General features: G+C 68.9%; 20 protein-coding genes. 12 read left to right on the top strand and 8 right to left on the bottom strand.

Annotated elements, in window-relative coordinates; all coding sequences use genetic code 11:
• Nucleotides 1–18: 18 nt before the first annotated feature.
• The 3 genes from AC1DJH_RS15390 to pdxR all read right to left on the bottom strand — a co-directional run bounded on the left by AC1DJH_RS15390 (nt 19) and on the right by pdxR (nt 3,852).
• Nucleotides 19–807: a taurine ABC transporter ATP-binding protein gene (locus AC1DJH_RS15390; protein WP_478186228.1), complete on the bottom strand. Its 789-nt coding sequence runs from the start codon at nt 805–807 to the stop codon at nt 19–21.
• A 330-nt stretch (nt 808–1,137) separates the two neighbouring features.
• Entirely contained in the window at nt 1,138–2,145 is a 1,008-nt protein-coding gene (gene tauA / locus AC1DJH_RS15385) for a taurine ABC transporter substrate-binding protein (protein ID WP_478186227.1), read from the bottom strand.
• Between the two features lie 168 nt (nt 2,146–2,313).
• Nucleotides 2,314–3,852: a MocR-like pyridoxine biosynthesis transcription factor PdxR gene (pdxR, locus tag AC1DJH_RS15380; RefSeq protein ID WP_435439152.1), complete on the bottom strand. Its 1,539-nt coding sequence runs from the start codon at nt 3,850–3,852 to the stop codon at nt 2,314–2,316.
• Between the two features lie 139 nt (nt 3,853–3,991).
• Here pdxR and AC1DJH_RS15375 point away from each other — a divergent pair, with 139 nt between their 5' ends.
• From AC1DJH_RS15375 to AC1DJH_RS15335, 9 genes are all read left to right on the top strand, one after another.
• Nucleotides 3,992–4,396, top strand: a complete 405-nt coding sequence (locus tag AC1DJH_RS15375) for a nuclear transport factor 2 family protein (protein ID WP_478186226.1) — start codon at nt 3,992–3,994, stop codon at nt 4,394–4,396.
• Between the two features lie 38 nt (nt 4,397–4,434).
• Nucleotides 4,435–5,913: an NAD(P)/FAD-dependent oxidoreductase gene (locus tag AC1DJH_RS15370; protein ID WP_472115469.1), complete on the top strand. Its 1,479-nt coding sequence runs from the start codon at nt 4,435–4,437 to the stop codon at nt 5,911–5,913.
• Nucleotides 5,914–6,226: 313 nt separating this feature from the next.
• A complete protein-coding gene (locus AC1DJH_RS15365; RefSeq protein ID WP_478186308.1) occupies nt 6,227–7,774 on the top strand; it encodes an ABC transporter substrate-binding protein in 1,548 nt (515 codons plus the stop codon).
• Between the two features lie 10 nt (nt 7,775–7,784).
• Nucleotides 7,785–8,762 carry an ABC transporter permease gene (locus AC1DJH_RS15360; protein ID WP_478186225.1) on the top strand — a complete coding sequence of 326 codons (978 nt, stop codon included), beginning with the start codon at nt 7,785–7,787 and terminating at the stop codon, nt 8,760–8,762.
• Complete coding sequence (locus AC1DJH_RS15355) at nt 8,759–9,649, top strand: ABC transporter permease (RefSeq protein ID WP_478186224.1); 891 nt, start codon at nt 8,759–8,761, stop codon at nt 9,647–9,649. The genes AC1DJH_RS15360 and AC1DJH_RS15355 overlap by 4 nt, the downstream gene beginning before the upstream one ends.
• Nucleotides 9,649–10,719 (top strand): ABC transporter ATP-binding protein, encoded by a 1,071-nt coding sequence (locus tag AC1DJH_RS15350; protein WP_478186223.1) that lies wholly within the window; start codon nt 9,649–9,651, stop codon nt 10,717–10,719. Before AC1DJH_RS15355 ends, AC1DJH_RS15350 begins: the two co-directional genes overlap by 1 nt.
• Entirely contained in the window at nt 10,716–11,753 is a 1,038-nt protein-coding gene (locus AC1DJH_RS15345) for an ABC transporter ATP-binding protein (protein WP_478186222.1), read from the top strand. The genes AC1DJH_RS15350 and AC1DJH_RS15345 overlap by 4 nt, the downstream gene beginning before the upstream one ends.
• Nucleotides 11,750–13,435: an amidohydrolase gene (locus tag AC1DJH_RS15340; RefSeq protein ID WP_478186221.1), complete on the top strand. Its 1,686-nt coding sequence runs from the start codon at nt 11,750–11,752 to the stop codon at nt 13,433–13,435. The genes AC1DJH_RS15345 and AC1DJH_RS15340 overlap by 4 nt, the downstream gene beginning before the upstream one ends.
• Nucleotides 13,436–13,442: 7 nt before the next feature.
• On the top strand, nt 13,443–14,393 hold the full coding sequence (locus tag AC1DJH_RS15335) for a CobW family GTP-binding protein (RefSeq protein WP_478186220.1): 951 nt from the start codon (nt 13,443–13,445) through the stop codon (nt 14,391–14,393).
• A 76-nt stretch (nt 14,394–14,469) separates the two neighbouring features.
• Here the strand turns inward: AC1DJH_RS15335 and AC1DJH_RS15330 are convergent, their stop codons facing one another.
• Nucleotides 14,470–15,093 (bottom strand): TetR/AcrR family transcriptional regulator, encoded by a 624-nt coding sequence (locus AC1DJH_RS15330; RefSeq protein WP_478186219.1) that lies wholly within the window; start codon nt 15,091–15,093, stop codon nt 14,470–14,472.
• A 143-nt stretch (nt 15,094–15,236) separates the two neighbouring features.
• Between AC1DJH_RS15330 and AC1DJH_RS15325 the strand changes: the two genes are divergently transcribed.
• From AC1DJH_RS15325 to adeC, 3 genes are read left to right on the top strand one after another with little or no spacing between them, the layout of a single operon-like run.
• Complete coding sequence (locus AC1DJH_RS15325) at nt 15,237–16,463, top strand: efflux RND transporter periplasmic adaptor subunit (RefSeq protein ID WP_478186218.1); 1,227 nt, start codon at nt 15,237–15,239, stop codon at nt 16,461–16,463.
• 15 nt (nt 16,464–16,478) lie between these two features.
• Nucleotides 16,479–19,637, top strand: a complete 3,159-nt coding sequence (locus AC1DJH_RS15320) for an efflux RND transporter permease subunit (RefSeq protein ID WP_478186217.1) — start codon at nt 16,479–16,481, stop codon at nt 19,635–19,637.
• A gap of 10 nt (nt 19,638–19,647) precedes the next feature.
• Nucleotides 19,648–21,114 (top strand): AdeC/AdeK/OprM family multidrug efflux complex outer membrane factor, encoded by a 1,467-nt coding sequence (adeC, locus tag AC1DJH_RS15315; RefSeq protein ID WP_478186216.1) that lies wholly within the window; start codon nt 19,648–19,650, stop codon nt 21,112–21,114.
• A gap of 99 nt (nt 21,115–21,213) precedes the next feature.
• On the opposite strand, the gene AC1DJH_RS15310 is transcribed toward adeC, so the two are convergent.
• The 4 genes from AC1DJH_RS15310 to AC1DJH_RS15295 are packed head-to-tail and all read right to left on the bottom strand — an operon-like array spanning nt 21,214 to nt 26,343.
• Nucleotides 21,214–22,416, bottom strand: a complete 1,203-nt coding sequence (locus AC1DJH_RS15310) for a CMD domain-containing protein (protein ID WP_478186215.1) — start codon at nt 22,414–22,416, stop codon at nt 21,214–21,216.
• Nucleotides 22,409–23,725 carry an acyl-CoA thioester hydrolase/BAAT C-terminal domain-containing protein gene (locus tag AC1DJH_RS15305; RefSeq protein WP_478186214.1) on the bottom strand — a complete coding sequence of 439 codons (1,317 nt, stop codon included), beginning with the start codon at nt 23,723–23,725 and terminating at the stop codon, nt 22,409–22,411. Before AC1DJH_RS15305 ends, AC1DJH_RS15310 begins: the two co-directional genes overlap by 8 nt.
• 10 nt (nt 23,726–23,735) lie before the next feature.
• Nucleotides 23,736–25,301 carry an ABC transporter substrate-binding protein gene (locus AC1DJH_RS15300; RefSeq protein ID WP_478186213.1) on the bottom strand — a complete coding sequence of 522 codons (1,566 nt, stop codon included), beginning with the start codon at nt 25,299–25,301 and terminating at the stop codon, nt 23,736–23,738.
• A 43-nt stretch (nt 25,302–25,344) separates the two neighbouring features.
• Entirely contained in the window at nt 25,345–26,343 is a 999-nt protein-coding gene (locus AC1DJH_RS15295; protein ID WP_478186307.1) for an ABC transporter ATP-binding protein, read from the bottom strand.
• Nucleotides 26,344–26,348: the final 5 nt, after the last annotated feature.

Genomic DNA, 26,348 nt, shown 5'->3' with positions numbered 1-26,348 from the left:
GGCGATGCGATCGTGACCTCAGGCATGGGCGGCCTCGCGGTGGTGAATGATGGACAGCACTTCTTCGCGCATGCGAATGAATTCGGGCTCGGACTTCACCTTGCGTGAATCGCCGTGCGATAAAAACTGGCGAGAGAACGGCACGTCGTCGTAGATGTGCGAAATGCGCCCGGGGCTGGGGCTCATCACGATCAGCCGCGTGGCCAGGAACAGCGCCTCTTCGACCGAGTGCGTGATGAAGAACACCATCTTGTTGGACTTGGACCAGGCGTGCAGCAAGATCTCTTGCACCTGTTCTCGCGTGAACGCATCGAGCGCGCCCATGGGTTCGTCCATGAGCAGCACGGCGGGGTCGCTGGCGAGCGCACGCGCAATGCCCACGCGCTGCTGCATGCCGCCGGAGAGTTCGTACACGGCGCGGTCGGCATACTTTTCCAGGCCGACAAGGGCAAGTTTTTCTTCGGCGACGCGGTCGCGTTCGGCCTTGCCTACACCGGCCAGCCGCAGGCCCAGCGCCACGTTGTCGCGCACGTCGAGCCAGGGCATGAGCGCATGCTTCTGGAACACCACGCCACGGTCGGCACCGGGGCCGACGACGGGTTTGCCGTCCAGCAAAATCTCCCCGGTCGAAGGCGGCAGGAAGCCGGCGATGCTGTTGAGCAGCGTGGTCTTGCCGCAGCCTGACGCACCCAATGCAACGACGAAGTCGCCGTCGTGCATCGTGAGGTTGACCGGGGCCAGCGCCTGCAGCGTGCCGCCCTTGACTGCGTAGTTGACCGTGAGGTCTCGGATGTCTAGCGTGGGCATGTCTTTTTCTCCAATGCGGGTTGCTGTTGCGCGCTGCTGTTCGGGGCGGGTGCACAGGCCGCCGGGTACTCCCCTCCGCGAATGTCCCCCGGGGCTGCGCCCCTCCTCCTTCATTTCGCTGCGGGGAGCACCCGACGCCCTGTTCACCTGGGCACGCTGTCGGTTTGCGGCTGATCAACCACCGCTGCTGACGACGCTCACGTCGATGGGGTGCCTTGCGCAGCGAAATAAAGGAGGAGGCCGAAGGCCGGGGGACATTCGCGGAGCAAGGTACCCCGTCGGCGTGAGCGCCACCCCGAACAAAGGCGCCCCCCGAAACCACAGGCAGTGTTACTTGCCCATCGCCTTCTCGACATAAGCAGTGGTCACGAAAGCGTTGTAGTCAGGCTTCACCTCCTGCACACGCCCCTGTTCCTTCAGGAAGGCCGCCGTGTTGGCCATCGCCTTCGCAGCGCCCCCGCCGAGCCACACCGGCGACAGCTGCTCGGCCATCGTCGGGAAGGTGTAGAGCGCCATCGCCGGCCCCACGTCCTTCGGGTCGGCCTTGGTCCACTTGGCCATGGCCTTGGTCTGCGGCGAGTCGGGGTTCCAGCTCTTGCCGGTGGCCTTGTATTCCTCGTTGGCGCGGTTCAGCGCCTTCACGAACGCGACCATGAACGGCTCGTTGGCGGCAGCCCACTTGGCGTTGACCACGATGCCTTCGAACGTGGGCGCGCCGCGCTTGCCGATGCTGCCCGAGGTGGCGATGGTCTTGCCGTTGGCCTTGATCTTGGAAAGCACCGGGTCCCAGATGAAGGTGGCGTCGATGTCGCCGCGCTCCCATGCCGCCGCGATCTCCGGCGGGCGCAGGTTCATCACGTTCACGCTCTTGGGGTCGACGCCGTCCATCTTCATGCCGGCCATGAGCTGGTAGTGCGCGGTCGACACGAAGGGCGTGGCCACCTTCTTGCCGGCCAGGTCCTTCATGCTGTTGATGTTGGAGCCGTTGCGCGCCACCAGCGCCTCGGCGTCCGCGATGTCGGCGGAAATCCAGAACAGCTTGATGTCCTGCCCCTGGCTGGCCGCGGCGGTCAGCGGGCTGGAGCCGGTTTCGCCCATCTGCACGTCGCCCGAAGCCATGGCGCGAATCACGTCGCCGCCGCCCGAGAACATGCGCCAGTTGATCTTGTAGCCCGTGGCCTTCTCGACCTCGCCGGACTCCATGACAAGGCGCAGCGGCACCAGCATGTCCTGGTGGGCGAAGGTGACTTCCTTGGTTTGCGCGAAGGCGGCGCCGCCAAGGGTCATTGCCGCCGCGAGGGCTGCGCACTGGAGGGAAAGACGTCGGGACAAGGTCATCTGTTTTCTCCTGGAGGGTGAATCTCGCTGCGGACTTTGCACCCAACACCGCCAGCCAGGAAGTACCAGCGCTTGCGTGGGCGTAGAGCCAGTGGCTCGGGACTTACCCTCGTTCTGGTGCGCGCTGCACGCCAGCGGTGCGCCTCCGCCTCCGGGAAGCCGCAAGGCTCAGTGCGTTCGACCACCCGCCGGGCGCTTCTCGCCCCGCGCCAGCGCCAACTCTTCGACCGCGAGCCCCAACGCCCGGATACCCGCCGGAATCTGCGCCGCCGCAATGGAAGACAAGCGCAGCCGGAAGAACGGGCACGGGTACGGCGGCTTGGCAAAGAACACGTCGCCCGCCTCGATCAGCACGCCGTGGCTGCGCGCCATCAGCGACAGCTCGGTGGCGTCCACCCAGGTCGGCGCCTGCACCCAGATCGACGCCCCGCCCGAAGGCAGCCGGAATTCGAAATCGGGCAGATGGTCGCGCAGCGCCTGGGCCGCCAGGGCCAGCCGCTCCTGCATGGCGTGGTTCACCCGCCGCGCATGCGACTCGTGATGCCCCAGCGACAGGAACAGCGCATACGCATGCTGCAGGAAGGCGCTCGGGTGCCGCACCATCGCATGCCGGATGACCCTCAGCTCCTTGATCAACGCGCGCGGCGCCACAATGAACCCCAGCCGCAGCGCCGGCGACAGGCTCTTGGACACCGACCCCACGTAGATCACCCGCCCCGTCTTGTCCAGGCTCTTGAGCGCGGGCATCGGCTTGCCTTCGTACAGGTTCTCGGCCTCGTAGTCGTCCTCGATGATCACGAAGTCCTGCAGCTCCGCCTTGCGCAGCAGCCACTGCCTGCGCTCCAGGCTCAGCGTGGCTGTCGTGGGGCTCTGGTGCGACGGGGTCACGAACAGGTAGTCGGCGGCGGGCAGCGCATCGACCACCAGCCCGTCTTCATCGACGTCGACCTCGACCCATTTGGGCTGGCGCAACGAGAAGCTGTTGCGCGCATGCGGATGGCCCGGCTCTTCGAGCCCCACGCGCGTGTGCTCGTCGAACAGCGCCTCGGCCAGCAGGTAGTAGGCGTGCTGCGCGCCCATGGTCACGAGGATCTCTTCCTTCAGCGCGAACACGCCGCGCTTGGGCAGCAGCCGCGTGCGGATCTGCTCGATGAGGTCGGGAACGTCGTCGGTCTCGAAGTCGGGCGTCCAGTGCGGCAGCTGCGAGCGCGCCAGGCTGCGCGCGCAGCACTCGCGAAAGTCTTCGGTGGGGAACAGCTGCGGGTCGTAGTTGCCGTAGACGAAGGGGTACGGGTAGTCGCGCCACCGGTCGGGCTTGGACAGCGTGGGCTTGTCCATCAGCGAGCGCAGCACGCGGCCCGACCAGTCCGGCGGCTGGCTCGCCTGCCCGCTGCGGCTCACCAGCGGCTCCGCATGCGCGGCGGACACCGGCCGCGCATTGCGCGCCACGAACACGCCGCTGCGCGGGCGCGCTTCCAGGAAGCCTTCGTCGATGAGTTGCAGGTACGCGGAGGTGACCGTGTTGCGGCTCAGCCCGAGCAGGGCCGCGAGCTCGCGCGACGAAGGCAGCGGCGCGCCGGGGCTCAGGTGTTCTTCGAGGATGGCCTGAACCACGGCGGTGCGCAAGCGGGCTTGCAACGGCAGTGCCGGCTGGTCGGGCAGCGCGAAGAGCTGCGCCCATTGGGTGGCTCGCGGGTTCGGGGGCATGGTGCGCCGCAGTTTAGGGCAGCCGGTGCCGTTCGTGCACTTTGGCCGGCGCTCTGGCTCGGTCGAATTCCCGCAACTGGCCCTATCGCGCAGGCAGCCGGCTGCCTACGCTTGCCTCATCAATTTCCGGAGCTCCCGCGTGACTGCCTCTTCTTCCTCTACCGTGACCACCGACACCCTGGCCGCCTTCAGCGACGCCTGGAACCGCCACGACGTCGACGCGCTCATGGGCTTCATGACCGACGACTGCATCTTCCAGACCGCCGCCGGCCCCGACGCCTGCGGCACGCGCCATGTGGGCACCGAGGCGGTGCGCAAGGCCTTCGCCGCCGCATGGGCCGCGGTGCCCGACGCGCAGTGGGTGAACGGCCGGCACTTCGTGCACGGCGACTTCGGCACCTCGCAATGGACCTTCACCGGCACCGCCGCCGACGGCAGCCGCATCGAGACCGACGGCATCGACGTGTTCACCTTCCGGGGCGCAAAGATCCACCTGAAGAACGTGTTCCGCAAGGCCCGGCCCAACCTGCCCGCCGCGAAGTAAGCCGAACCCTTTCCTTTTCCCCCTTCCTGGAGCCCTTCATGACCATGACAGGCACCGTGCAGTTCGCCACCGCCAGCGCAGCCATCGACGCCGCATCGTTCGAGCCGCAGCCGCTGCAGGTGCCCATGCGCCCCTACGACCCGCAATACGACCCGCTGCACGCGCCCGACCCCGGCGCGGGCCGCGCCTACGCGCCCACCTGGTGGGTGGCCAGCGCCGGCACCCCGCCCGAGGACGACGGCCCGCTGGTGCAGGACATCGATGTCGACGTGGCCATCATCGGCTCCGGCGCCACGGGCATGTCGACCGCGCTCTACCTGGCGCAGGAACACGGCATTCGCGCCACCGTGCTCGAGGCCAACCAGGCCGCGTGGGGCTGCTCCAGCCGCAGCGGCGGCCAGGGGCAGAACGCGAGCGGCCGCCTGAAGCGCTCGCAATGGATCCAGCGCTGGGGCATGGACACCGCCAGGCGGCTCGACGCCGAGATTCGCAGCGGCTTCGAGAACTTTCGCCACCTGACCACGCAGATCGACTGCGACGCGTACGACGGCGGCCACCTCTACCTGGCGCACCGGCCCGAGAAGCTGCCGGTGCTCGACGCCGAAGCACGGCTCATGCGCGAGAAGTTCGGCTACGCCACCCGCATGATGAGCGCGGAGGAAGTGCGCCGCGACTACTGCGACGAGCGCGAAACCGTGGGCGCGATGTTCGAGGCCGAAGGCATCGGCATCCACCCGCTGAAGTTCACCTTCGGCCTGATGCAGCGCGCCCGCGCGCTGGGCGTGAAGGTGCACACCTCCAGCCCGGTGCAGGGCTGGCACACCATCGACGGCGTGCACCACCTGCAGACGCCCGCCGGCGTGGTGCGCGCGCGCCGCGTGGCGGTGTGCACCGGGGGCTACACGGGGCAGGCGCTGAGCCCGCTGCTGAAGAACCGGCTCATGCCCATCCTGTCGAACTCGGTGGTCACGCGGCCGCTGACCGATGCGGAACTGCAGGCCACCAACTTCCGCTCGAAGACCTTCCTCACCGACACGCGCACGCTGCGCTTCTATTACCGGCTGCTCAAGGGCAACCGGCTGCAGATCGGCAGCCGCAGCGCCGTGACCGGCGCCGACGCCGAAGACCCGGTGCACCTGAAGCTGCTGACCGACGCCATCGCGCGCAAGTTTCCGCCGCTGGCGGGCATACGCATCGACTACTCGTGGTGGGGATGGGTCGACATGAGCCACGACATGATGCCGCGCATCACGCAGCCCGAGGCGGACAAGAAGGTCTGGTACGCGGTGGGCTACGGCGGCAACGGCGTGTCGTTCTCGACCTGGGCCGGCAAGCGGCTGGCCGAGCGCGTGGCGGGCAAGGACACGGGCAAGGACGTGTTCGAACTGCCCATCTACCACTCGCCGCTGCCCTTTCCCAACGTGCTGGGCATGGTGGAGTCGCGCGCGTTCGCGCCGTTCCGGCGCATGGGGCAACGCATGCTCTACAAGTGGTACTGGCTGCGCGACGAAAAGTAGAAAAGAAGGCGCCTCGCCACGACGGGAAACGCACCGCGCGCGCGCATTCCCCGATGTGGCGCACGGCCCCGTCGCACAACGGGGCAAACCCGTGCCTTCTGGCCCTGTGACTCGCGCGGCGTTGGCTCTTCGCCGGCACGCACCAAGCGCCTATCTTCGACACCGAGGTCCTGCAACGCCGCGGACCGAAACCGATTGCCTGTGTCGAACTCCCTGAGGTCCTGTCATGCCGATCCCCACGCTCCCCTCGCTGCCCTCGAATCCTGCAGATGCAGTCTTCACGCGCCGCACCACGCTGCTGTCCGCCACGCTCATGGCCGCGAGCAGCCTGCTGCCGCTGCCGGCGTTCGCGGCCGACGAGCCCAAGCGCGGCGGCACGCTGGTCATCGGCAGCACGCAGACGCCCCGGCACCTGAACGGCGCGGTGCAGTCGGGCATTGCCACCGCCCTGCCCTCCACGCAGATCTTCGCGAGCCCGCTGCGCTTCGACGACAAATGGAACCCGCAGCCCTACCTGGCCGAATCGTGGAAGCTGGCCGAGGACGGCAAGTCGCTCACGCTCAAGCTGCGCAAGGACGCGGTGTTCCACGACGGCAAGCCCGTCACCTCGGCCGACGTGGCCTTCTCGATCATGGCCATCAAGGCCAACCACCCCTTCACCACCATGATGGGACCGGTGGACAAGGTGGAAACGCCCGACGCCTACACCGCCATCGTGCGCATGGGCGTGCCGCACCCGGCCATCGTGCTGGCGATGTCGCCCGCGCTGTGCCCGATTCTTCCCAAGCACATCTACGGCGACGGGCAGGACCTGAAGAACCATCCGCGCAACAGCACCGACGTGATCGGCTCGGGCCCCTTCCGCGTGACCGACTTCAAGCCCGCGCAGCGCGTGGTGCTGGAGCGCTTCGACAAGTTCTTTCTGCCGAACAGGCCCTACCTCGACAAGATCATCGTCAACATCACGCCCGACTCCGCCAGCCTGATCCTCGGGCTGGAGCGCGGCGACATCCAGATGGTGCCCTTCGCCACGCTGCCCACCGACCTGAAACGCCTGGCCAACGACCCCAAGGTGTCGCTCACGCCCAAGGGCTACGACGGCATCGGCGCGCTCAACTGGCTGGCCTTCAACACCGCGAAGAAGCCCCTGTCCGACGCGCAGGTGCGCAAGGCCATTGCCACGGCGCTCGACAAGAACTTCATCACCAAGGCGCTGATGGGCGGCTTCGCCACCGTGTCCGACGGCCCGCTGGTGGCCAGCAGCCCGTTCGCGGTGACCGACCTGGTGCGCTACCCGCTCGACCTGAAGAAGGCCGGCGAGATGCTCGACGCCGCGGGCTACAAGGCCGGTGCCGGCGGCGAGCGCTTCAAGCTCACCATCGACTACCTGCCCGGCGCCGACGACCAGCAGAAGAACGTGGCCGAGTACATCCGCGGGCAGCTCAAGAAGGTGGGCATCACGGTGGAGGTGCGCGCCTCGGCCGACTTTCCGGCCTGGGCCAAGCGGCTCGCCTCGCACGACTTCGACCTGTCGATGGACACGGTGTTCAACTGGGGCGACCCGATCATCGGCGTGCACCGCACCTACCTGTCGACCAACATCAAGCCCATCGTCTGGACGAACACCCAGTCTTACGCCAACCCGAAGGTGGACGAGCTGCTCAACACCGCCGGCAGCCTGATGGACCCGACGCAGCGCAAGGCCTACTACGCCACCTTCCAGAAGATCGTGACCGACGAGCTGCCCATCGAGTTCATCAACCAGGTGCCGTACCACACCATCACCAGTAAGAAGCTGGGCAACGTTCCGACCACCATCTGGGGACCGATGTCGCCGATGGACGAGGTGTACTTCAAGTAAGGCGCGGGTCATGGGCACGCTGCGCTATATCGCATCGCGACTGCTGCAGGCGCTGGGCCTGGTGATTGCGGTGGTGGTCCTCAATTTCGTGCTGGTGCACGCCGCGCCGGGAGACCCGGTGGAAACCATTGCCGGCGCCAGCGGCGGCATGTCGCCCGAGCTGATGGCGCAGCTGCGCACGCAGTACGGGCTGGACAGGTCGCTGCCGGTGCAGCTGGGCGTGTACCTGGGCAAGGTGGCGCGGGGCGACCTGGGCTACTCGTACTTCTTCAACCTGCCGGTGACCCACCTGATCGCCGAGCGCGTGCCGGCCACGCTGCTGCTGGTGCTGAGCTCGGTGCTGCTGGCCTTCTTCGTGGGCACGGCGCTGGGCGTGCTGTCGTCGCGCAAGCCGAACGGCTGGCTGTCGCAGTTCATCACGGTGCTCTCGCTGGTGGGCTTCGCGGCACCGGTGTTCTGGCTGGGGATCATGCTGGTGATCCTGCTGGCCTCGGTGTTCCCGATATTGCCGGTGGCAGGCATGCGCGCCATCGATTCGAGCGGCGCCGGCGGGCTGGCCGACCTGATCGACGTGGCCTACCACCTGGTGCTGCCCACGCTCACGCTGAGCCTGGTGTACCTGGCGCAGTACAGCCGGCTGGCGCGCTCGTCGATGCTCGACGTGCTGGGCTCGGACTTCATCCGCACCGCGCGCGCCAAGGGCCTGGCCGAGCGCGTGGTGCTCTACAAGCATGCGCTGCGCAACGCGCTGCTGCCGGTGGTCACGGTGCTGGGGCTGCAGTTCGGCAACGTGCTGGCCGGCGCCATCCTGGTGGAGACGGTGTTCAACTGGCCGGGCCTCGGCCGGCTGGCCTTCGAGTCGGTGCTGCGGCGGGACTACCCGACCATCCTCGGCGTGCTGCTGTTCTCCTCGGTCGTGGTGGTGGTGATGAACCAGCTCACCGACCTGTGCTATCGCTTCATCGACCCACGGATCAAGGCCTCATGAACAAGGTGAGCACTATGCCTTCTGTTGCTGCACCCGCAGCGCGCGTGGAACACCCGGGCATGGAGGCGCTGCGCATGTTCCTGCGCAACCCCGCCGCCATCGTCGGCATGGCGATGCTGCTGGCGGTGCTGGTGGTGGCCATTGCCGGGCCCTGGTTCTACCCGGCCGACCCGTTCGAGATCAGGACCGCGCCGCTCACCCCGCCCTTCAGCGAAGACGCCTGGCTGGGCAGCGACTACCTGGGCCGCGACGTGCTCACCGCGCTGATCTACGGCGGGCGCGCCACGCTGCTGGTGGGCGCGGTGGCCGCGCTGCTGTCGGTGCTTATCGGCATCACGCTGGGGGCCTTCGCGGGCTACTACGGCGGCAAGGTCGACGCAGCGCTCATGAAGCTGACCGAGTTCTTCCAGGTGCTGCCCGCGCTGCTGTTCGCGATGGTGGTGGTCACGCTGTTCTCGCCCACGCTGGTGACGGTCACGCTGGCCATCGGCATCGTGAGCTGGACGGGCACCGCCCGCCTCACGCGCGCGGAGTTCATGAAGTTCCGCGGGCTGGAGTTCGTGCGCGCCGAGCGGGCCATCGGCGCGCGCGACGCGCGCATCATCTGGAAGGTGATTCTTCCAAACGCGCTGCCGCCGCTGGTGGTGTCGGCCACGCTGGCCATCGGTGCGGCCGTGCTGTTCGAGGCCGGGCTGTCGTTCCTGGGCCTGGGCGACCCGAACCAGATGAGCTGGGGGCTGATGATCGGCTCCAGCCGGCAGTACGTGCTGTCTTGCTGGTGGGCGGTGGCCTTTCCCGGTGCCGCCATCTTCGTCACCGTGCTGGCCGTGAGCCTGATCGGCGACGGCCTGAACGATGCCCTCAACCCGAAGCTGAGGGAACGCTGATGGCAAGCACCCACAACACCCACGACGCATTGCTTCGCGTGCAGGACCTGCACGTCGAGTTCAAGACCCGCCGCGGCCAGGCGCTGGTGCTCAACGGGGTCGACTTCGAAGTGCGCGCCGGCGAAACGCTGTGCGTGGTCGGCGAGTCGGGCTGCGGCAAGAGCATGACGGCGCTGGCACTGCTGCGGCTCATTCCGTCGCCGCCGGGGCGCATTCGCCAGGGCCGCGTGCTGTTCCAGGGCGAAGACCTGGTGCAGGCCAGCGACGCGCGCATGCGCGAAGTGCGCGGCAACCGCATCTCGATGATCTTCCAGGAGCCGATGACCTCGCTGAACCCGGTGTTCACCGTGGGCGACCAGATCGGCGAATCGCTGCAGCTGCACGCCGGCATGAACGCCCACGCGGCGCGCCAGCGCGCCATCGAGATGCTGCGGCAGGTGGGCATTCCGGCGCCCGAGCGGCGCGTGGACGAGTACCCGCACCAGCTGTCCGGCGGCATGCGCCAGCGCGTGATGATCGCCATGGCGCTGGCCTGCCGCCCCGACATCCTGATTGCCGACGAACCCACCACCGCGCTCGACGTGACGGTGCAGGCGCAGATCTTCGACCTGCTGCGCGAGCTGCAGCGCGAGAAGGGCACGGCCATCCTGCTCATCACGCACGACATGGGCGCGGTCGCCGAGATGGCCGACCGCGTGATGGTGATGTACGCGGGCCGCGTGATCGAACAGGGCACCACCGAGCAGGTGCTGAGCGAGCCCGGCCATCCCTACACGCGCGGGCTGATCGACTGCCTGCCGGAACTCGGCAGCAGCGCCGCGTACGGCGACGGTGCGCGCGAAGACCTGGCCGAGATCGCGGGCGTGGTGCCGTCCATCTGGGAGCTGGGCACCGGCTGCGCGTTTCGCGAGCGCTGCCCGCGCGCCATGGCGCGCTGCGCGGTGGAAGTGCCGCCGATGTTCGCGGTGCATGGCGAGGTGGCGGCAGGCTTGCCGCACGGCGCGGCCTGCTGGCTGCATGCCGAAACGCCATCGCAGTCCCTCGATCGACGCGACAAGGTGGCCGCATGACATTCATCGGCAACACCGACACCTTGCTCTCGGTCGACGACCTGAAGGTGCACTTTCCGCGCGGCAAGGCCGGCTGGGGCCGCACACCCGAGGTGGTGAAGGCGGTGGACGGCGTCTCGTTCGAGGTGCGGCGCGGCAGCACGCTCGCGGTGGTGGGCGAATCGGGCTCGGGCAAGACCACGACCGCGCTGGCGGTGATGCGGCTCGCGCCCTTCACCTCGGGCCGCATGCGGCTGGGCGACACCGACCTGGGCGCGCTGCAGGGCGCGGCGCTGCGCCAGGCGCGCACGCGCATGCAGATCATTTTTCAAGACCCCTTCTCTTCGCTGAACCCGCGCGAGCGCGCGGGCGCCGCCGTGCGCGCGCCGCTCGACCTGATGCGCGTGGGCACGCCCGAGGAGCGCACGCGCCGCGTGGCCGAGCTGTTCGAGGCCGTGGGCCTGCGGCCCGAGCAGCAGCACCTGTTTCCGCACCAGTTCTCGGGCGGGCAGCGCCAGCGCATCAACATTGCGCGGGCGCTGGCCACCAACCCCGAGCTGGTGGTGTGCGACGAACCGGTGTCGGCGCTGGACATCGCCATTCGCGCGCAGATACTGAACCTGCTCGCACGGCTGCAGCGCGAGCTCGGGCTCACCTACCTGTTCATCTCGCACGACATGGCGGTCGTGGAGCACATCTGCGACGACATCGCCGTGATGTACCTGGGGCAGATCGTCGAACGCGCGCCGCGGCGCAGCTTCTTCGCGCGGCCGCTGCATCCGTACAGCGTGGCGCTGATGTCGGCGGTGCCGACCGTGAGCGGTGGGCGGCGTCGCGCGGCGCACCGCATCAAGCTGAGCGGCGATCCGCCGAGCCCCATCGACCCGCCCCAGGGCTGCCGCTTTGCCGGCCGCTGCCCGGTGGCGGAGCCGGCCTGCGCGGCCGAGCTGCCCCCGCTGCGCGAAGTCGCGCCCGATCATTGGGTGCGCTGCCGGCGCGTCGACGTGGTCGACGGCCTGGCGCGCCCGCCTCTTTCGCTTCCAGAATCGCCATGAGCCCCGACAACCACGCAACCACCACTGTCTACACGGCCCGCAAGGTGATCACCATGAACTCTATGCAGCCGCACGCCACGCACGTGGCGGTGCGCGACGGCCGCGTGCTGGCCGTCGGCACGCTCGCGGACATGCAGGCCTGGGGCACTTTCACGCTCGACGAGCGCTTTGCCGGCAAGGTGCTGATGCCCGGCCTCGTGGAAGGCCACTGCCACCTGAAGGAAGGCAGCATGTGGGACTGGACGTACCTCGGCTGGTTCGACCGGCGCGACCCGGCGGGCAAGGTGTGGAGCGGGCTGCGCTCCATGGACGAGGTGGTGTCGCGCCTGGGCGAAGTGGCCGCGAAGATGACCGCCGACGGCGTGCCGGACACCGAGCCGCTGATCGCCTGGGGCTTCGACCCCATCTACTTTGGCGGCGAGCGCATGACGGTGCGGCACGTCGACCGCGCGAGCGCCACGCGGCCCATCGTCATCGGCCATGCCAACGGGCACCTGATGAACGTGAACAGCGCGATGTTGAACATGGCGCAGATCACCAGCGACCACGAGGTCGAGGGCATGGTCAAGTTTGCCGAAGGCGCCAACGAAGGCGAGCCCACCGGCGAGCTGCAGGAGCCGGCCGCCATGTTCCTGGTGCTGCGCAAGATCGGCAACGCCGGCCTGCTCGCGCCGATGACCGAGGCCGGCGTGCGCTCCTTCGCCAGGCTGGCGTGCCTGCAGGGCGTGACCACCGCGACCGACCTCGTCAACAAGCTCACGCCCGAGGACTGCGGCGTGCTGGAGAGGACGACCAGCGACGACGGCTTCGGCGTGCGCATACTGCCGGCGTTCCAGGCCTTCCATGGCACGCACGGTGCGCCGCAGGGCGCCGAGCATGTGAAGGCGCTGCTGCCGCGCAACACCGACCGCCTGCGCTACGGCCTGGTGAAAATGATGCTCGACGGCTCGATCCAGGGCTTCTCGGCGCGGCTGCGCTGGCCCGGGCATTTCAACGGCGCGCCCAACGGCATCTGGGTGACCGCGCCCGCGCAGTACGAGGCCGATTTCGAAACGTACCACCGCGCCGGCCTCACGATCCACACGCACACCAACGGCGACGAGGCCAGCGAAGTGGCCATCGACGCCATCGAGCGCGTGCTCACGCGCGCACCGCGCCCCGACCACCGCCACACGCTGCAGCACGGCCAGATGATCGACGCGCCGCTGTTCCGCCGCATGGCGCAACTGGGCCTGTGCGCCAACCTGTTCGCCAACCACATCTGGTACTGGGGCGACCAGCACTACGAGATGACCATGGGCCCCGACCGCGCCAACCGGCTCGACGCCTGCGGCAGCGCGCTGGCGGCGGGCGTGCCGCTGGCCATTCACTCCGACGCGCCGGTCACGCCGCTGGGGCCGCTGTTCACCGCATGGTGCGCCGTGAACCGCGTCACGCCCAAGGGCCGGCTGCTGGGCGAGGCCGAGCGCATCACCGTGGCGCAGGCGCTGCGCGCCATCACGCTCGGCGCGGCATGGACGCTGAAGCTCGACGGCGAGATCGGCAGCATCGAATGCGGCAAGCGCGCCGACTTCTGCGTGCTGGAAGACGACCCGCTCGAGATGGACCCGATGGCGCTGAAGGACGCGCGCGTGTGGGGCACCGTGCTGTCGGGCCGCGTGTTCGAGGCACAGAGGGGTTGAAGGCCGCGTGACGACCGCAACCAAGAAGCGCCTGCCCCTCACCGTCATCGGCGGTTTCCTGGGCGCGGGCAAGACCACGCTGCTCAACCGCTGGCTGCGCGAGGCCAACGGGCTGCGCATGGCGGTGCTGGTGAACGACTTCGGCGCGCTCAACATCGACGCCGAACTGATCGCAGCCACCCACGGCGACACCACCGCGCTGACCAACGGCTGCGTGTGCTGCCAGATCGGCGACGACCTGGGCCGCGCGCTGGTCGGCGTGATCGAGGCGAGCCCGCCGTTCGACGCGGTGGTGATCGAGGCGAGCGGCGTGTCGGACCCCTGGCGCATTGCGCAGATCGGCATGGCCGCGCCGGAGCTGAGCCTGGAAGGCGTGATCGTGCTGGTCGATGCGAGCGCGGTGGCGCAGCAGGCGCTAGACCCGCTGCTGGCCGACACGCTGGTGCGGCAGCTGAAGTCGGCCGACCTCGTGGTGGTGAACAAGGCCGACCTGGCGTCAGCCGAGGCGCTGGCTGCCGCAACGGCCTGGGTCGAGGCGACGGCACCCGGCACGCCGTGCATTGAGACGCGCAACGCGGCGGTGCCACTGGCGCTGCTGTCGGGGTTGCCGCATGCGGAGCAAGCACCGCATGCCTGCGGCCCTGGCTGTCACGCGGACCACGGACATGACGCGCCCGACCACGGCGCGATGTTCCAGACCTGGAGCGCGAAACCCGAGGCCGTGATTCCCGCGTCCGCGCTGCGCGCCTGGCTGCGCCAGATGCCGCCGGGCGTGCTGCGGCTCAAGGGGCTGCTGCGCACCGCCCACGGCGAATGGTCGGAGCTTCAGTTCGCCGGGCGCCACGGCTCGCTGCGCAAGGCGGCGCCGCCTGCGGACGACGCGCGCGCCGGGGTGGTCGCCATCGGACTGCGGGGACGGTTGCCTGAAGGCGCACTGAGGGAATTCTTCGCTCGCTGAGATCGCCGCGGCACGCCACCGTTGAACTTCAACGCGCGGGCCATGGCCACCGGCCCGGCCCGGGCCATCGGTTGGCTTATTCGGCGACCTCGCCTCTTTCGGCGTAGCCGCCAAGAAACACCTGCACCGCGCGCCGCGTTGCCTCTCGGAGCTCCTTGCGGGTCAAGGGCCCCTGGATGCCCAGCAGGCTCGGCTTGACGGTCTCCGAATCCAGCAGGCTCATCAGATGATGCGCCGCCGAGATGGGGTCGGCCGTTCGCAAGCGGCCCCTTTGCATCTGCCGCGAAAGGAAGCCTGCCAGCGCGGTCACGCCCTTCTTGGGCCCGCCCTCGTAGAAGAGCCGCCCGATGTCGCTGCGGCCGGCCTCGGCGATCACGGCCCTGTGCCCCTGAACGACCTCCTGCGAGCACACCACGGCGAGCACCTTCTCGCCGAAACGCTGCAGCACCTGCGCCAGATCGTCTTCCCCTTCCTGCGCCAGCACCGAGAAGATGGGGTCGAAATGCTGGCTCGCCGAGGCGTGGATCGCCGCGACGAACAGTTCTTCCTTCGAGCTGAAGTACCCGTACAGGGTCGCCCTGGAGCCGCCCACGCGCGCGGCGATCTCCACCATGGAGGCGCCCTCGAACCCCAATTCCCTGAAGACCTCCGACGCCACCTGAACGATCGCGTCGCGCTTCGCTTCGGTTTTCACCCGCATGTCATTGCCTCCTATTTCTGTACACGTTTGATCATTATTGATTGACACGCCCTCGAAGTCAAAATACATTTCAGTACAGCACTGTCTATTTAACCGCCGATCGGGCCCTCCATGTCCCGTCGCTTTTCCCCCGGAGAACCGCCATGCGCCCCCCTCTCACCTACGGCCTGACCTGTGCCGCGGCCCTCGTCTCCACCTGCATGCTCGTGGCCTGCGGCAAGCCGCCGGGCGGGCCGGCGCCGGCGCCCGGCACGCCCCAGGTCGGCGTGGTCACGGTGCAGCCGCAGCGCGTGGCCCTCACGACCGAGCTGCCGGGGCGCACCGTGCCCTTCCTCATTGCCGACGTGCGCCCGCAGGTCGGCGGCATCGTGAAGGCACGCAAGTTCCGCGAAGGCAGCGACGTGAAGGCCGGGGAGGCGCTCTACCAGATCGATCCCGCCACATACAAGGCCACCTACGACAGCAACGTCGCCGCGCTGGCCAAGGTGCAGGCCAGCCTGGTCACCACGCGGCTCAAGGCCGAGCGCTACAAGGAGCTGGTGGCCATCAAGGCGGTGAGCCAGCAGGACTACGACGACGCCGCAGCCTCGTTGCAGCAGGGCGAGGCGGACGTCGCCGCGGCCAGGGCCAATGTGGAAACCAGCCGCATCAACCTGGCCTATTCACGCATCGATGCGCCGATTTCGGGCCGCATCGGCAAGTCGTCGGTCACGCCCGGCGCGCTGATCACGGCCAGCCAGTCGACCGCGCTGGCCACCATCCAGCAGCTCGACCCGATCTACGTGGACGTGAACCAGCCCAGCACGGCCATGCTCCGGCTCAAGCAGGCCATGGCGCGCGGCGACCTCGAGAAAAGCGGTGCCAATGCCGCCCGGGTGCGGCTGCTGCTCGAAGACGGCAGCACCTACCCGCTGGAAGGCAAGCTCGAGTTCTCCGACGTCACGGTCGACCAGAACACCGGCGCCATCACGCTGCGCGCGGTGTTCCCCAACCCCAACGCAGACCTGCTGCCCGGCATGTACGTGCGCGCGGTGCTGCAGGAAGGCGTGAAGGAACAGGCGCTGCTGGTGCCGCAGCAGGCGGTGTCGCGCGACGGCGCGGGCAAGCCGACGGCCTATGTGGTGGACGCCGGGCACAAGCTGCAGCAACGCGCGCTCGAGACCGATCGCGCCATCGGCGACCAGTGGCTGGTGCGCAGCGGCCTGCAGGCCGGCGACCAGCTCGTGGTGGACGGCCAGCAAAGCGCGGCGCCCGGAGTGCAGGTGAAGACGGTGCCATGGACGCCCAAGCCGAAGGCCCAGGCCGAACCCAAGGCGGGCACCGAGACCGCCAGGGCCGCCCAAGCCGCCCCCGCCGGTGCGGCCAACTGATCGGAACAGACCGCCATGGCACGTTTCTTCATCGACCGCCCCATCTTCGCGTGGGTTCTCGCCATCATCGTGATGCTGGGCGGCGTCATGTCCATTGCCAGCCTGCCGATCGCGCAGTACCCCAGCATCGCGCCGCCGGCCGTGGCCATCACCGCCAACTACCCCGGCGCCTCCGCCAAGACGCTGGAAGACACCGTCACCCAGGTCATCGAGCAGAAGATGAAGGGGCTGGACCGCCTGAGCTACATGGCCTCGACCAGCGAGTCGTCGGGCTCGGTCACCATCACGCTCACCTTCGAGAACGGCACCGACCCCGACACCGCGCAGGTGCAGGTGCAGAACAAGCTGTCGCTGGCCACGCCGCTGCTGCCGCAAGAAGTGCAGCAGCAGGGCGTCACCGTCACCAAGTCGGCCACCAACTTCCTGAACGTGCTGGCCTTCGTCTCCGAGGACGGCCGCATGAACGGCTCCGACCTGTCGGACTACGTGGCGGCGAACGTGCAGGACGCCCTGAGCCGCGTCGAGGGCGTGGGCGACACCACGCTCTTCGGTTCCCAGTACGCCATGCGCGTGTGGCTCGACCCGAACAAGCTCGCCAACTTCAGCCTCACGCCGCTGGACGTGAAGACCGCGATCCAGGCGCAGAACGCGCAAGTGTCGGCCGGCCAGCTCGGCGGCATGCCGGCGGCGGACAACCAGCAGATCAACGCGACCATCACCTCGCAGACACGGCTGAAGACCGCGCAGGAGTTCGAGGACATCCTGCTGCGCACGCAGACCAACGGCGCGCAGGTGCGCCTGCGCGACGTGGCCCGCATCGAGCTGGGCAGCGAGTCGTACAGCACGGTCGGCCGCTACAACGGCAAGCCGGCCGCCGGCTTGGCCATCAAGCTGGCCGCGGGCGCCAACGCACTCGACACGGTCAAGGGCATCGACGCGCGCGTGGCCGAGCTCGAGAAGTTCTTTCCGCCGGGCATGAAGGTGCAGAAGCCCTACGACACCACGCCCTTCGTGCGCATCTCCATCGAGGAGGTGGTGCGCACGCTGATCGAGGCCGTGGTGCTGGTGTTCCTGGTGATGTACCTGTTCCTGCAGAACCTTCGCGCGACGCTCATTCCCACCATCGCGGTGCCGGTGGTGCTGCTGGGCACCTTCGGCGTGCTCGCGGCCTTCGGCTTCACCATCAACACCTTGACGATGTTCGCCATGGTGCTGGCCATCGGCCTGCTGGTGGACGACGCCATCGTGGTGGTCGAGAACGTCGAGCGGGTGATGACCGAAGAAGGCCTGTCGCCGAAAGAGGCTACGCGCAAGTCGATGGGGCAGATCACCGGCGCGCTGGTCGGCGTGGCCCTGGTGCTGGCGGCGGTGTTCGTGCCGATGGCGTTCTTCGGCGGCTCCACGGGCGTGATCTACCGGCAGTTCTCGATCACCATCGTCTCCGCCATGACGCTGTCGGTGCTGGTGGCGCTGGTGCTCACGCCAGCCCTGTGCGCCACGCTGCTCAAGCCGGTGCACAAGGGCCACGCGATGGCGACCACCGGCTTCTTCGGCTGGTTCAACCGCAGCTTCGACCGCGGCAACCATCGCTACCAGGGCGTCGTGCGCCACATGGTGGGCAAGGGCTGGCGCTACATGGCCCTGTACGCCGTCTTGCTCGCCGTCGTGGTGTTCGCCTTCATGAAACTGCCGGTCGGCTTCTTGCCGGACGAAGACCAGGGCACGATGTATGCGCTGGTGCAGCTGCCGCCGGGCGCCACGAACGCGCGCACGGAAGAAGTGATCCGCCAGGTGGAGCACCACTTCCTGGTCGACCAGAAGGACGCCGTCTCGGGCATCTTCACGGTGGCGGGGTTCAGCTTCGCGGGCAGCGGGCAGAACACGGGCTTTGCCTTCATCAAGCTCAGGCCCTGGGACGAGCGCAAGGGTGAGGCACTGAGCGTGACGGGCGTGGCGGCGAAGGCCGGCGCTTTCTTCAACACGATCCGCGACGCGAAGGTGTTTGCCTTCGCGCCGCCGGCCGTGGCCGAGCTCGGCAACGCGACCGGCTTCGACCTGATGCTGCAGGACCGCGGCAACCTCGGGCACGCGGCCCTGATGCAGGCGCGCAACCAGCTGCTCGGCACGCTGTCCAAGGACAAGCGCCTGGTGGCCGTGCGCCCCAACGGCATGGAGGACACGCCCGAATTCAGGCTGGAGATCGATCCGCACAAGGCGCAGGCCCTGGGTCTTTCGATGAGCGACATCAACGACACCTTCTCGGCCGCATGGGGCAGCAGCTACGTCAACGACTTCATCGACAAGGGACGCGTGAAGAAGGTGATGCTGCAGGCCGACGCGCAGTACCGCATGCTGCCCGCGGACATCGACCGCTGGTATGTGCGCAACGGCGCAGGCACCATGGTGCCCTTCACCTCGTTCGCCAAGGCGAGCTGGAACTCGGGCTCGCCCCGCCTGGAGCGCTACAACGGCGTTCCGTCGGTGGAGATCCTGGGCATGGCCATGCCGGGTGCCGCATCGAGCGGCGAGGCGCTGGCCATCGTGGAAGCGGCAGTGGCGCAGTTGCCGGCGGGCATCGGCTACGAATGGACGGGCCTGTCGCGCCAGGAAAAGGCGTCGAGCGGGCAGACCGGCCTGCTGTACGGTCTGTCGATCCTGATCGTGTTCCTTTGCCTGGCCGCGCTCTACGAGAGCTGGGCCATTCCGTTCTCGGTGATCCTGGTGGTGCCGCTCGGGGTGCTGGGTGCGCTCATCGGCGCCATCCTCACCTGGAAGATGAACGACGTCTACTTCCAGGTGGGCCTGCTGACCACCATCGGCCTCGCTTCGAAGAACGCCATCCTGATCGTCGAGTTCGCGAAAGACCTGCATGCGCAGGGCAAGGGCCTGGTCGATTCGGCGCTGGAAGCGGCGCGCCTGCGCCTGCGCCCCATCCTCATGACATCGATGGCCTTCATCCTCGGCGTGCTGCCGCTGGTTCTGGGCAGCGGTGCGGGGGCCGGCGCGCAGCATGCGCTGGGCACGGCCGTGATCGGCGGCATGCTGTCAGGCACCCTGCTCGCGATTTTCTTCGTGCCACTTTTCTTCGTGCTGGTGCGCCGCCTGTTCAAGGGCACTTCCGCACCGGTCGCGCCGACCGCATCGCACACGCAACCGGCCGCGGCCGCATCCTGAGGTGTACGTCATGAACCTGTTCCGCTTCACACCCCTCGCGCTCTGCGCCCTCACGGCCCTGACGGCCGGCTGCAGCCTGATGCCCGCCTACCAGCAACCCGCGGCGCCCGTGCCGCTCAGGTTCGCTGGCGACGCCAGTGCCGACACGGCCGCCACGCCGGTCTCCGATCTCGGCTGGCGCGACGTGTTCACCGACGCGTCGCTGCAGCGCGTGATCGAGATGAGCCTTGCCAACAACCGCGACCTGCGCGTGGCGGTGCTGAACATCGAGAAAGCCCGCGCGCAGTACCGGGTGCAGGACGCGGCGCTGTTCCCCAGCGTCAGCGCCAGCGCCGGCGGCAGCGGCAGCCGCACCCCGGCCGACCTGTCGTCCACGGGCGCCGCGCTGACTGCCCACCAGTACAGCGCATCGCTCGGTTTCAGCGCCTACGAGATCGACCTGTTCGGCCGCGTGCGCAGCCTGAGCGCACAGGCACTGCAGCAGTTTCTGTCCACGGCCGAGGCGCGCCGCAGCACGCAGATCACGCTGGTGGCCGAGGTGGCGACCGCCTACCTCACACTCGCCGCCGACCAGGACCGCCTGCAGCTGGCACGCGACACGCTGCAGAGCCAGGGCGACTCGTACCGGCTCAACCAGCGCAGCTTCGAGCTGGGCGTGGCGTCGGCGCTCACGCTGAGCCAGGCGCAGACCAGCGTGGACGCCGCGCGTGTCGACGTCGAGCGCTACACCTCGCAGGTGGCGCAGGACCGCAATGCGCTCGTGCTGCTCGTGGGCGCCGACGTGCCGAACGAGCTGCTGCCCAAGGCCTTGCCGGACGGCACGACCGCGGCGGCGAACCCGCTGGCCACCATTCCGCCGGGGCTGCCTTCCGACCTGCTGCAGCGCCGCCCCGACATCGTGCAGGCCGAGCGCGATCTCAAGGCCGCCAATGCCTACATCGGCGCGGCGCGCGCGGCCTTCTATCCGAGCATCAGCCTCACCGCTTCGGCCGGCACGTCGAGCAGCCAGCTCTCGGGCCTGTTCAAGGGCGGCTCGGGCGCCTGGAGCTTCGCGCCGCAGGTCTCGCTGCCGATCTTCGACGGCGGTGCCAACCGGGCCAACCTGAAGATCGCCACCGTGAGCCGCGACATCTCGGTGGCGCAGTACGAGAAGGCGATCCAGACGGCGTTCCACGAAGTGTCGGACGCGCTGGCCCAACGCAACACGCTCGGGCGCCAGCTCGACGCACAGCAGTCGCTGGTCAATGCGACGGCGGAGAGCTATCGCCTGTCGCAGGCGCGTTTCCAGCGCGGCGTGGACAGCTACCTGAGCGTGCTCGACTCGCAGCGCTCGCTCTACACGGCCCAGCAAGACCTGATCGGCACGCGCCTGTCGCGCTTCACCAACCTGGTGACGTTCTACAAGACGCTGGGCGGAGGATGGCTAGCGACCACGGACACGCCGCTGGCTGCGCAGCCTTGGGTCAATGCCTCTTGACCCGGCACACGAAGCTTGAAGCAGGACTCGCACGCCTGCGGAATCCAGAGCACCGGGATGCAGCGACGCGATCGATGCGATCGCGGTGCAGGCGGGCGTTCAGCCGCGCGCAGGAAACACCGGCTCGCCCAGGTTCAGCATCAAACGGTTGGCCCAAGCGAAGATCGCCACCGCGTGCACGGTGTCCAGGATCTCGAGCGGCGTGAGGCCGGCGGCACGCACGGCCTGCAGTTGCGCCGCACCGAAGCCGCCCGGCTCGCGCGTGAGCGCGATCGACAGCTGCACGATGGCGCGTTCGCGCGCCGTGGTGCCGGCCGTTTCCGGGTCGGTGAAGACCTGCGCGATCACGTCGTTGCGCCGCGCCAGTTGCTCGAAGCGCTGCGCGTGCACCGAAGCGCAGTACACGCAGCCGTTGACGCGCGACACCACCGCGCTGGCCAGCTCGCGCTCGGCGCGCGACAGGCCGCCCGGCGCGTACATGATGGCGTTGAACACCGTGGCGCGCTCCTGCAGGATGCGCGGCTGGTGCACCAGCAGCAGGTAGTAGTCGGAACTGCGCGCCTTCGGGTGGCTGCTGTCGAGCACCCGCACCTGCTCGGGCGAGGCCTGCGCCAGGTCGATCACCGGCAGCCAGGCCTTCCAGCCCAGCGTCTCGCTGGTGTAGCCGTCGATGCGCAGCGGCTCGCCCGGCGGCGGCAGGTTGGCCGGGTGGACGAAGGGCGCCGCCTGGTCGTCCACCACCGGTGCGGCGCCGTCGCCGCCGTCGCTACCACGGAGGGCGGCCAGCGCCTGCAGGCCCGCGACCACGCGCACCTGGTAGGCCACGAAGGCGATCAGCTGCGCCAGCGCCACCACCTCGGGCGTCGAGAGGCCGGCCGCGGGCAGCTTCAGCAGCGCCTCGCGGTCGCCCTCCACGGGGCGGTCGGTCAGCGTGCGCGTGAACGCGAGCACCGCCTGCAGCCGCGGCTCAGCGCCGAGCGCTTCGACCGGCGCGCCATCGGCCGCCGCCTGCTGCGCCGCACTCAGCGGCGCCAGCGCATCGAGCCGCGCACGGTAGTGCGCCTGCAGCGCGGCGCTGCCCGCGCTGCGTGCGATGGCATGGGCGGCCAGCAGCCGCTCGGCCAGCGGCGGACCCGACAACTGCGGATCGAACAAGGCGTCGTAGCTGCCCTGCGTGGCGGCCACCACCTTGTCGCGCTGGTGGCGCACCGCATGCGCAGGGCTGCCGGCGACCAGCGGCACGCAGGCGTCCACGAGGTCGGCAATGTCGGCGAGGTCGACGGAAGGGCTTGAATCAGTCATGGGCGTTGTCTCCGAAGGATGTGTTGCGTGCGGCCACGGCCTGCTGCAGGAAGCGCAGCACGCCCTGCCAGGAGGCCTCGTCCGCATGCGCGTTGTTCGCGGGCGTGCCGCCCGAGGTGCTGCGCCGGCCCGACACCGGATGGGCATAGCCGAGCTGCGTGGTCGGCACATACGGAAACAGGATCGAATGGCCCGCGCCCTCGAAATCGAGGTGTTCCACCGCGTGCGGATGCGCGAACTGCGCGAGGCGCTCGGTCACCATGCGGCTGTACAGGCTCGACGGCCAGGAGCCGTCGTCGGTGGCCGACAGCAGCATCACCGGGCCGCGGATCTGCTCGACCTTGATGCGCGCGCGCTCCACGGCTTCGGGGTCCTGCAGCGCGGTGAAGAGCGCATCGGCATGGCGGCGCGGCTCCGGGCCTTCGTCCCAGGGCGCCCAGGTGGCCGTGCGGTTGTGCTCCCACACATGCGGCAGCGGCTGCCCACGGAAGATCCAGGCCGGGCCTTCGCGCCCCAGCGCCGGGTCGCAGGCGTTCTGCGCGCAATGCACCACGGCGCCGGGCACGTAGCCGATGACGGCCGACACCGATTCCGGAAACAGCGTGCCCAGCAGCAGCACCAGCTCGCCGCCGCGCGACTGGCCGCTCAGCGCGACGAAGCCATCGGCCGGCCGCACCGTGCGATGCAGCCACGCCAGCGCGGTCTCGAAGTATTCGAGCGGGGTGTTCGAGATGTAGTCCGACAGGCCCGGCGCCTTGAAGTACGCGAGCGCAAAGGCCGCGTAGCCGTGCGAGGCGTACAGCGCGGCGCGCGGCTCGTTGATGCCGCCACCGGAGCCGTTCAGGATCATCACGGCCGGATGCGGCCCAGGGCCCGCGGGCAGGTAGAGCGTGCCGACCAGGCCTTCTTCGCGCACTTCGCGGCGCGTCACGCCCTGCGCGGCAAGGCGCTGCACGAAGCCGCCATGGATTTCGCTCGCATCGCCGGCGCGGCGCACGGTGATGTCGGTGCGCAGCGCCGCGCCCGGCTCGGCGCCGAACTGCTCGCGCGCACCGGACGTGTCGGGCACCTGGGACCAGACCAGGCCCATTGCCGACACGCCTTGGTAGCTGCCCGAGAGCGGCGCGTCGCGTTGCAGGTCGACCGTGCCCTGCGCATCGGCCACGAAGCGCGCCGATGCGCGCCAGGGCACGGCCGCGCCGCGCAGCGTCGTGCTCGCAATCTCGATCTGCTCGCCCGGCGCCAGCCCTTCGACCGCGATGCGGCGCGGCACGTCGATCAGCGCGTCCTCCGGCGTGATGCTCAGCATGCGCGCACCTTCACTTGAGCTTGGTGACCTGCATCGCCGTCGTGCGGTCGCTCAGCAGCGGCTCGACCTTCAGGCCCTTCTTCGCGGCCCAGATGTTCTGGTAGTGGTACAGCGGGATCTGGCCCACGTCGTCGGTCACCAGCTTGGCGGCGTGGCGGAAGATGGCTTCGCGGCGCTTGGCATCGAACTCGACGGTGGCGGCGTCCAGCGCCTTGTCGACCGACTCGTTGCTGTAGCGGCCCCAGTTGTTCGAGCCGCGGCCGCGCTTGGCGTCGGGCGTGGTCAGCGTCTGCAGCAGGCCATAGCCGGCCTCGCCCGTGCCGTTGCCCCAGGCGATCACGCTGACGGCAAAGTCGTTCTTGTTCGCGCGGCTCGAGTACACGGCCCACGGCACCACCTCGACCTTGGTCTTCACGCCGATGCGGCTCCAGAACTGCGCCACCGCCTGCACCGTCTCGGGCGCCTGCGGGTAGCGGTCGCCCGGCACGTGGATCGCAATCTGGAAGCCCTGCGGAAAACCGGCATCGGCCAGCAGCTTCTTCGCCTGCTCGGGGTTGTAGGCGATGGCGGGCACTTCGGGGTTGTAGCCGAAGCTGTTCTTGGGCATCCACTGGTTGGCCTCGGTCACCGTGCCCTGCAGCACCCGGTCGACGATGGCCTTGCGGTTGATCGACAGCGACAGCGCCTGGCGCACGCGCACGTCGAGCAGCGGGTTCTTCTCCAGCGGCTTGCCCGCGTTGTCGGTGATGAACTCGTTGGGGCCCGCCTTGAAGCTCGGCTGCAGCAGCAGCACGCGCAGGCCCGGGTACGTGTAGACGCTGACCTTCGGGTCCTTGCGCAGCTTCTCGACGTCGGTGACGGCCACCTTGTCGATCACGTCCACGTCGCCGGCCAGCAGCGCCGCGGTGCGCGCCGCGCCGTTGTTGATGAAGCGGTAGTTGACCTTCTCCCACAGCGGCTTGGGGCCGTAATAGCCGGGGTTGCGCTCGAACACCGTGCGGTCGCCCGGCACGTAGGAGACGAACTTGTAGGGGCCGGTGCCGACCACGGCGCGGCCCGCGTTGTAGTCCTCGGTCTTCGACTTCTCGCCCACGTGCTTGCTCACGATGTAGATCGACGCGATCTCCAGCGGCAGCATCGGGTTGGGCGTGTTGGTCTTGATGACGAGCGTGGCCGGGTCCTTGGCGGTGGCCGACTCGACCGTGCGCAGCGCGCCCGAATATGAGGCCACGCTGCCCGGCACGTTGCGCGCGCGCTGGAAGGAATACACGATGTCCTCGGCCGTGAAAGGCGTGCCGTCCTGCCACTTGATGTCGGTGCGCAGCTTGAATTCCCAGGTCTTGTCGTCCAGCGTCCTCCAGCTCGACGCCAGCGCGGGTTCCAGCTTGCCGCCGTCGCGCGAGTTGACGATGGAGTCCCAGAAATGCAGCGCGAGCGAACGGTCGCCCGCATGGTTGTTGAGCTGCGGGTCGACCGAGGAGACCGGGTCGGCGAAGCCGATGGACAGGGTCTGGGCCGATGCGGCGGCGCCCGTGGCGAGCAGCGCGGCGGCAACGATGGGAAGCAGGCGGTTCATGAAAAATCCTTTAGCGAAATCAGGGGGCGGTAGAAGCAGGAAGTCAGTGCGCGTCGTACAGGTGGCACGCGGTTTCGTGCCGTATCGCGATGCCGCGCAGCTGCGGCGCCTCGGTACTGCAGCGCGGCATCGCCTGCGGACATCGCGGATGGAAGTGGCAGCCCGTGGGCGGCGCGATGGGGCTCGGAATTTCGCCGCGAATGGCGCTGAAGCTGGTGCGCCGCGCGTCGATGCTCGGAATCTCGGCCAGCAGCGCCTGCGTGTACGGGTGGGCGGGCCGCGCGAACAGCTCGGCCACCGGTGCGCTTTCCACCACGCGGCCCAGGTACATCACGACCACGCGGTCGCACAGGTGCTCGATCACCCCGAGGTCGTGGCTGATGAACAGGTACGCCAGCCCGAGCTGGTCGCGCAGATCCATGAAGAGGTTGAGGATCTGCGCCTGGATCGACACGTCCAGCGCGGCCACCGCCTCGTCGCACACCAGCATCGAGGGCTGCACCGCGAGCGCGCGTGCGATGCCGATGCGCTGGCGCTGGCCGCCGCTGAACTGGTGCGGGTAGCGATGGCGCAGCGCGGGGTCGAGCCCGGCGCGCCGCAGCTGGGCGCACACGTAGTCGTCCTGCCCGGCGGCATCGGTCAGGCCGTGCAGCAGCGCGGCCTCGCCCACGATGCGCGAGACGCGCAGGCGCGGGTTCAGGCTCGCATACGGGTCCTGGAACACCATCTGGATGCGCAGGCGCGCGGCGAGCTGTTCCTCGGCCGACAGGCTCGCCACCGGCTTGCCGCCGACGACCACCTCGCCCTCGGTCGGCGTGAGCAGGCCCGCGGCGATGCGGCCCAGCGTCGATTTGCCGCAGCCCGATTCGCCGACCAGCCCGACCACCTCGCCGGGCCGCACCGACAGGTCGACACCGTCGACCGCGTGCGTGACCACCGGCGGCTTGCCCAGGCCGATGCTGCGCAAGGTGCGGCCCACCGCGCCGGGCGGCGGCGTGGCGCCGAAGCGCTGCGCGACCTGGCGCAGTTCGATCAGCGGCACGTCCT

This window comes from Variovorax sp. 10N412 (genome assembly GCF_056394985.1).
This window is presented reverse-complemented; position numbering and strand designations above follow the sequence as displayed.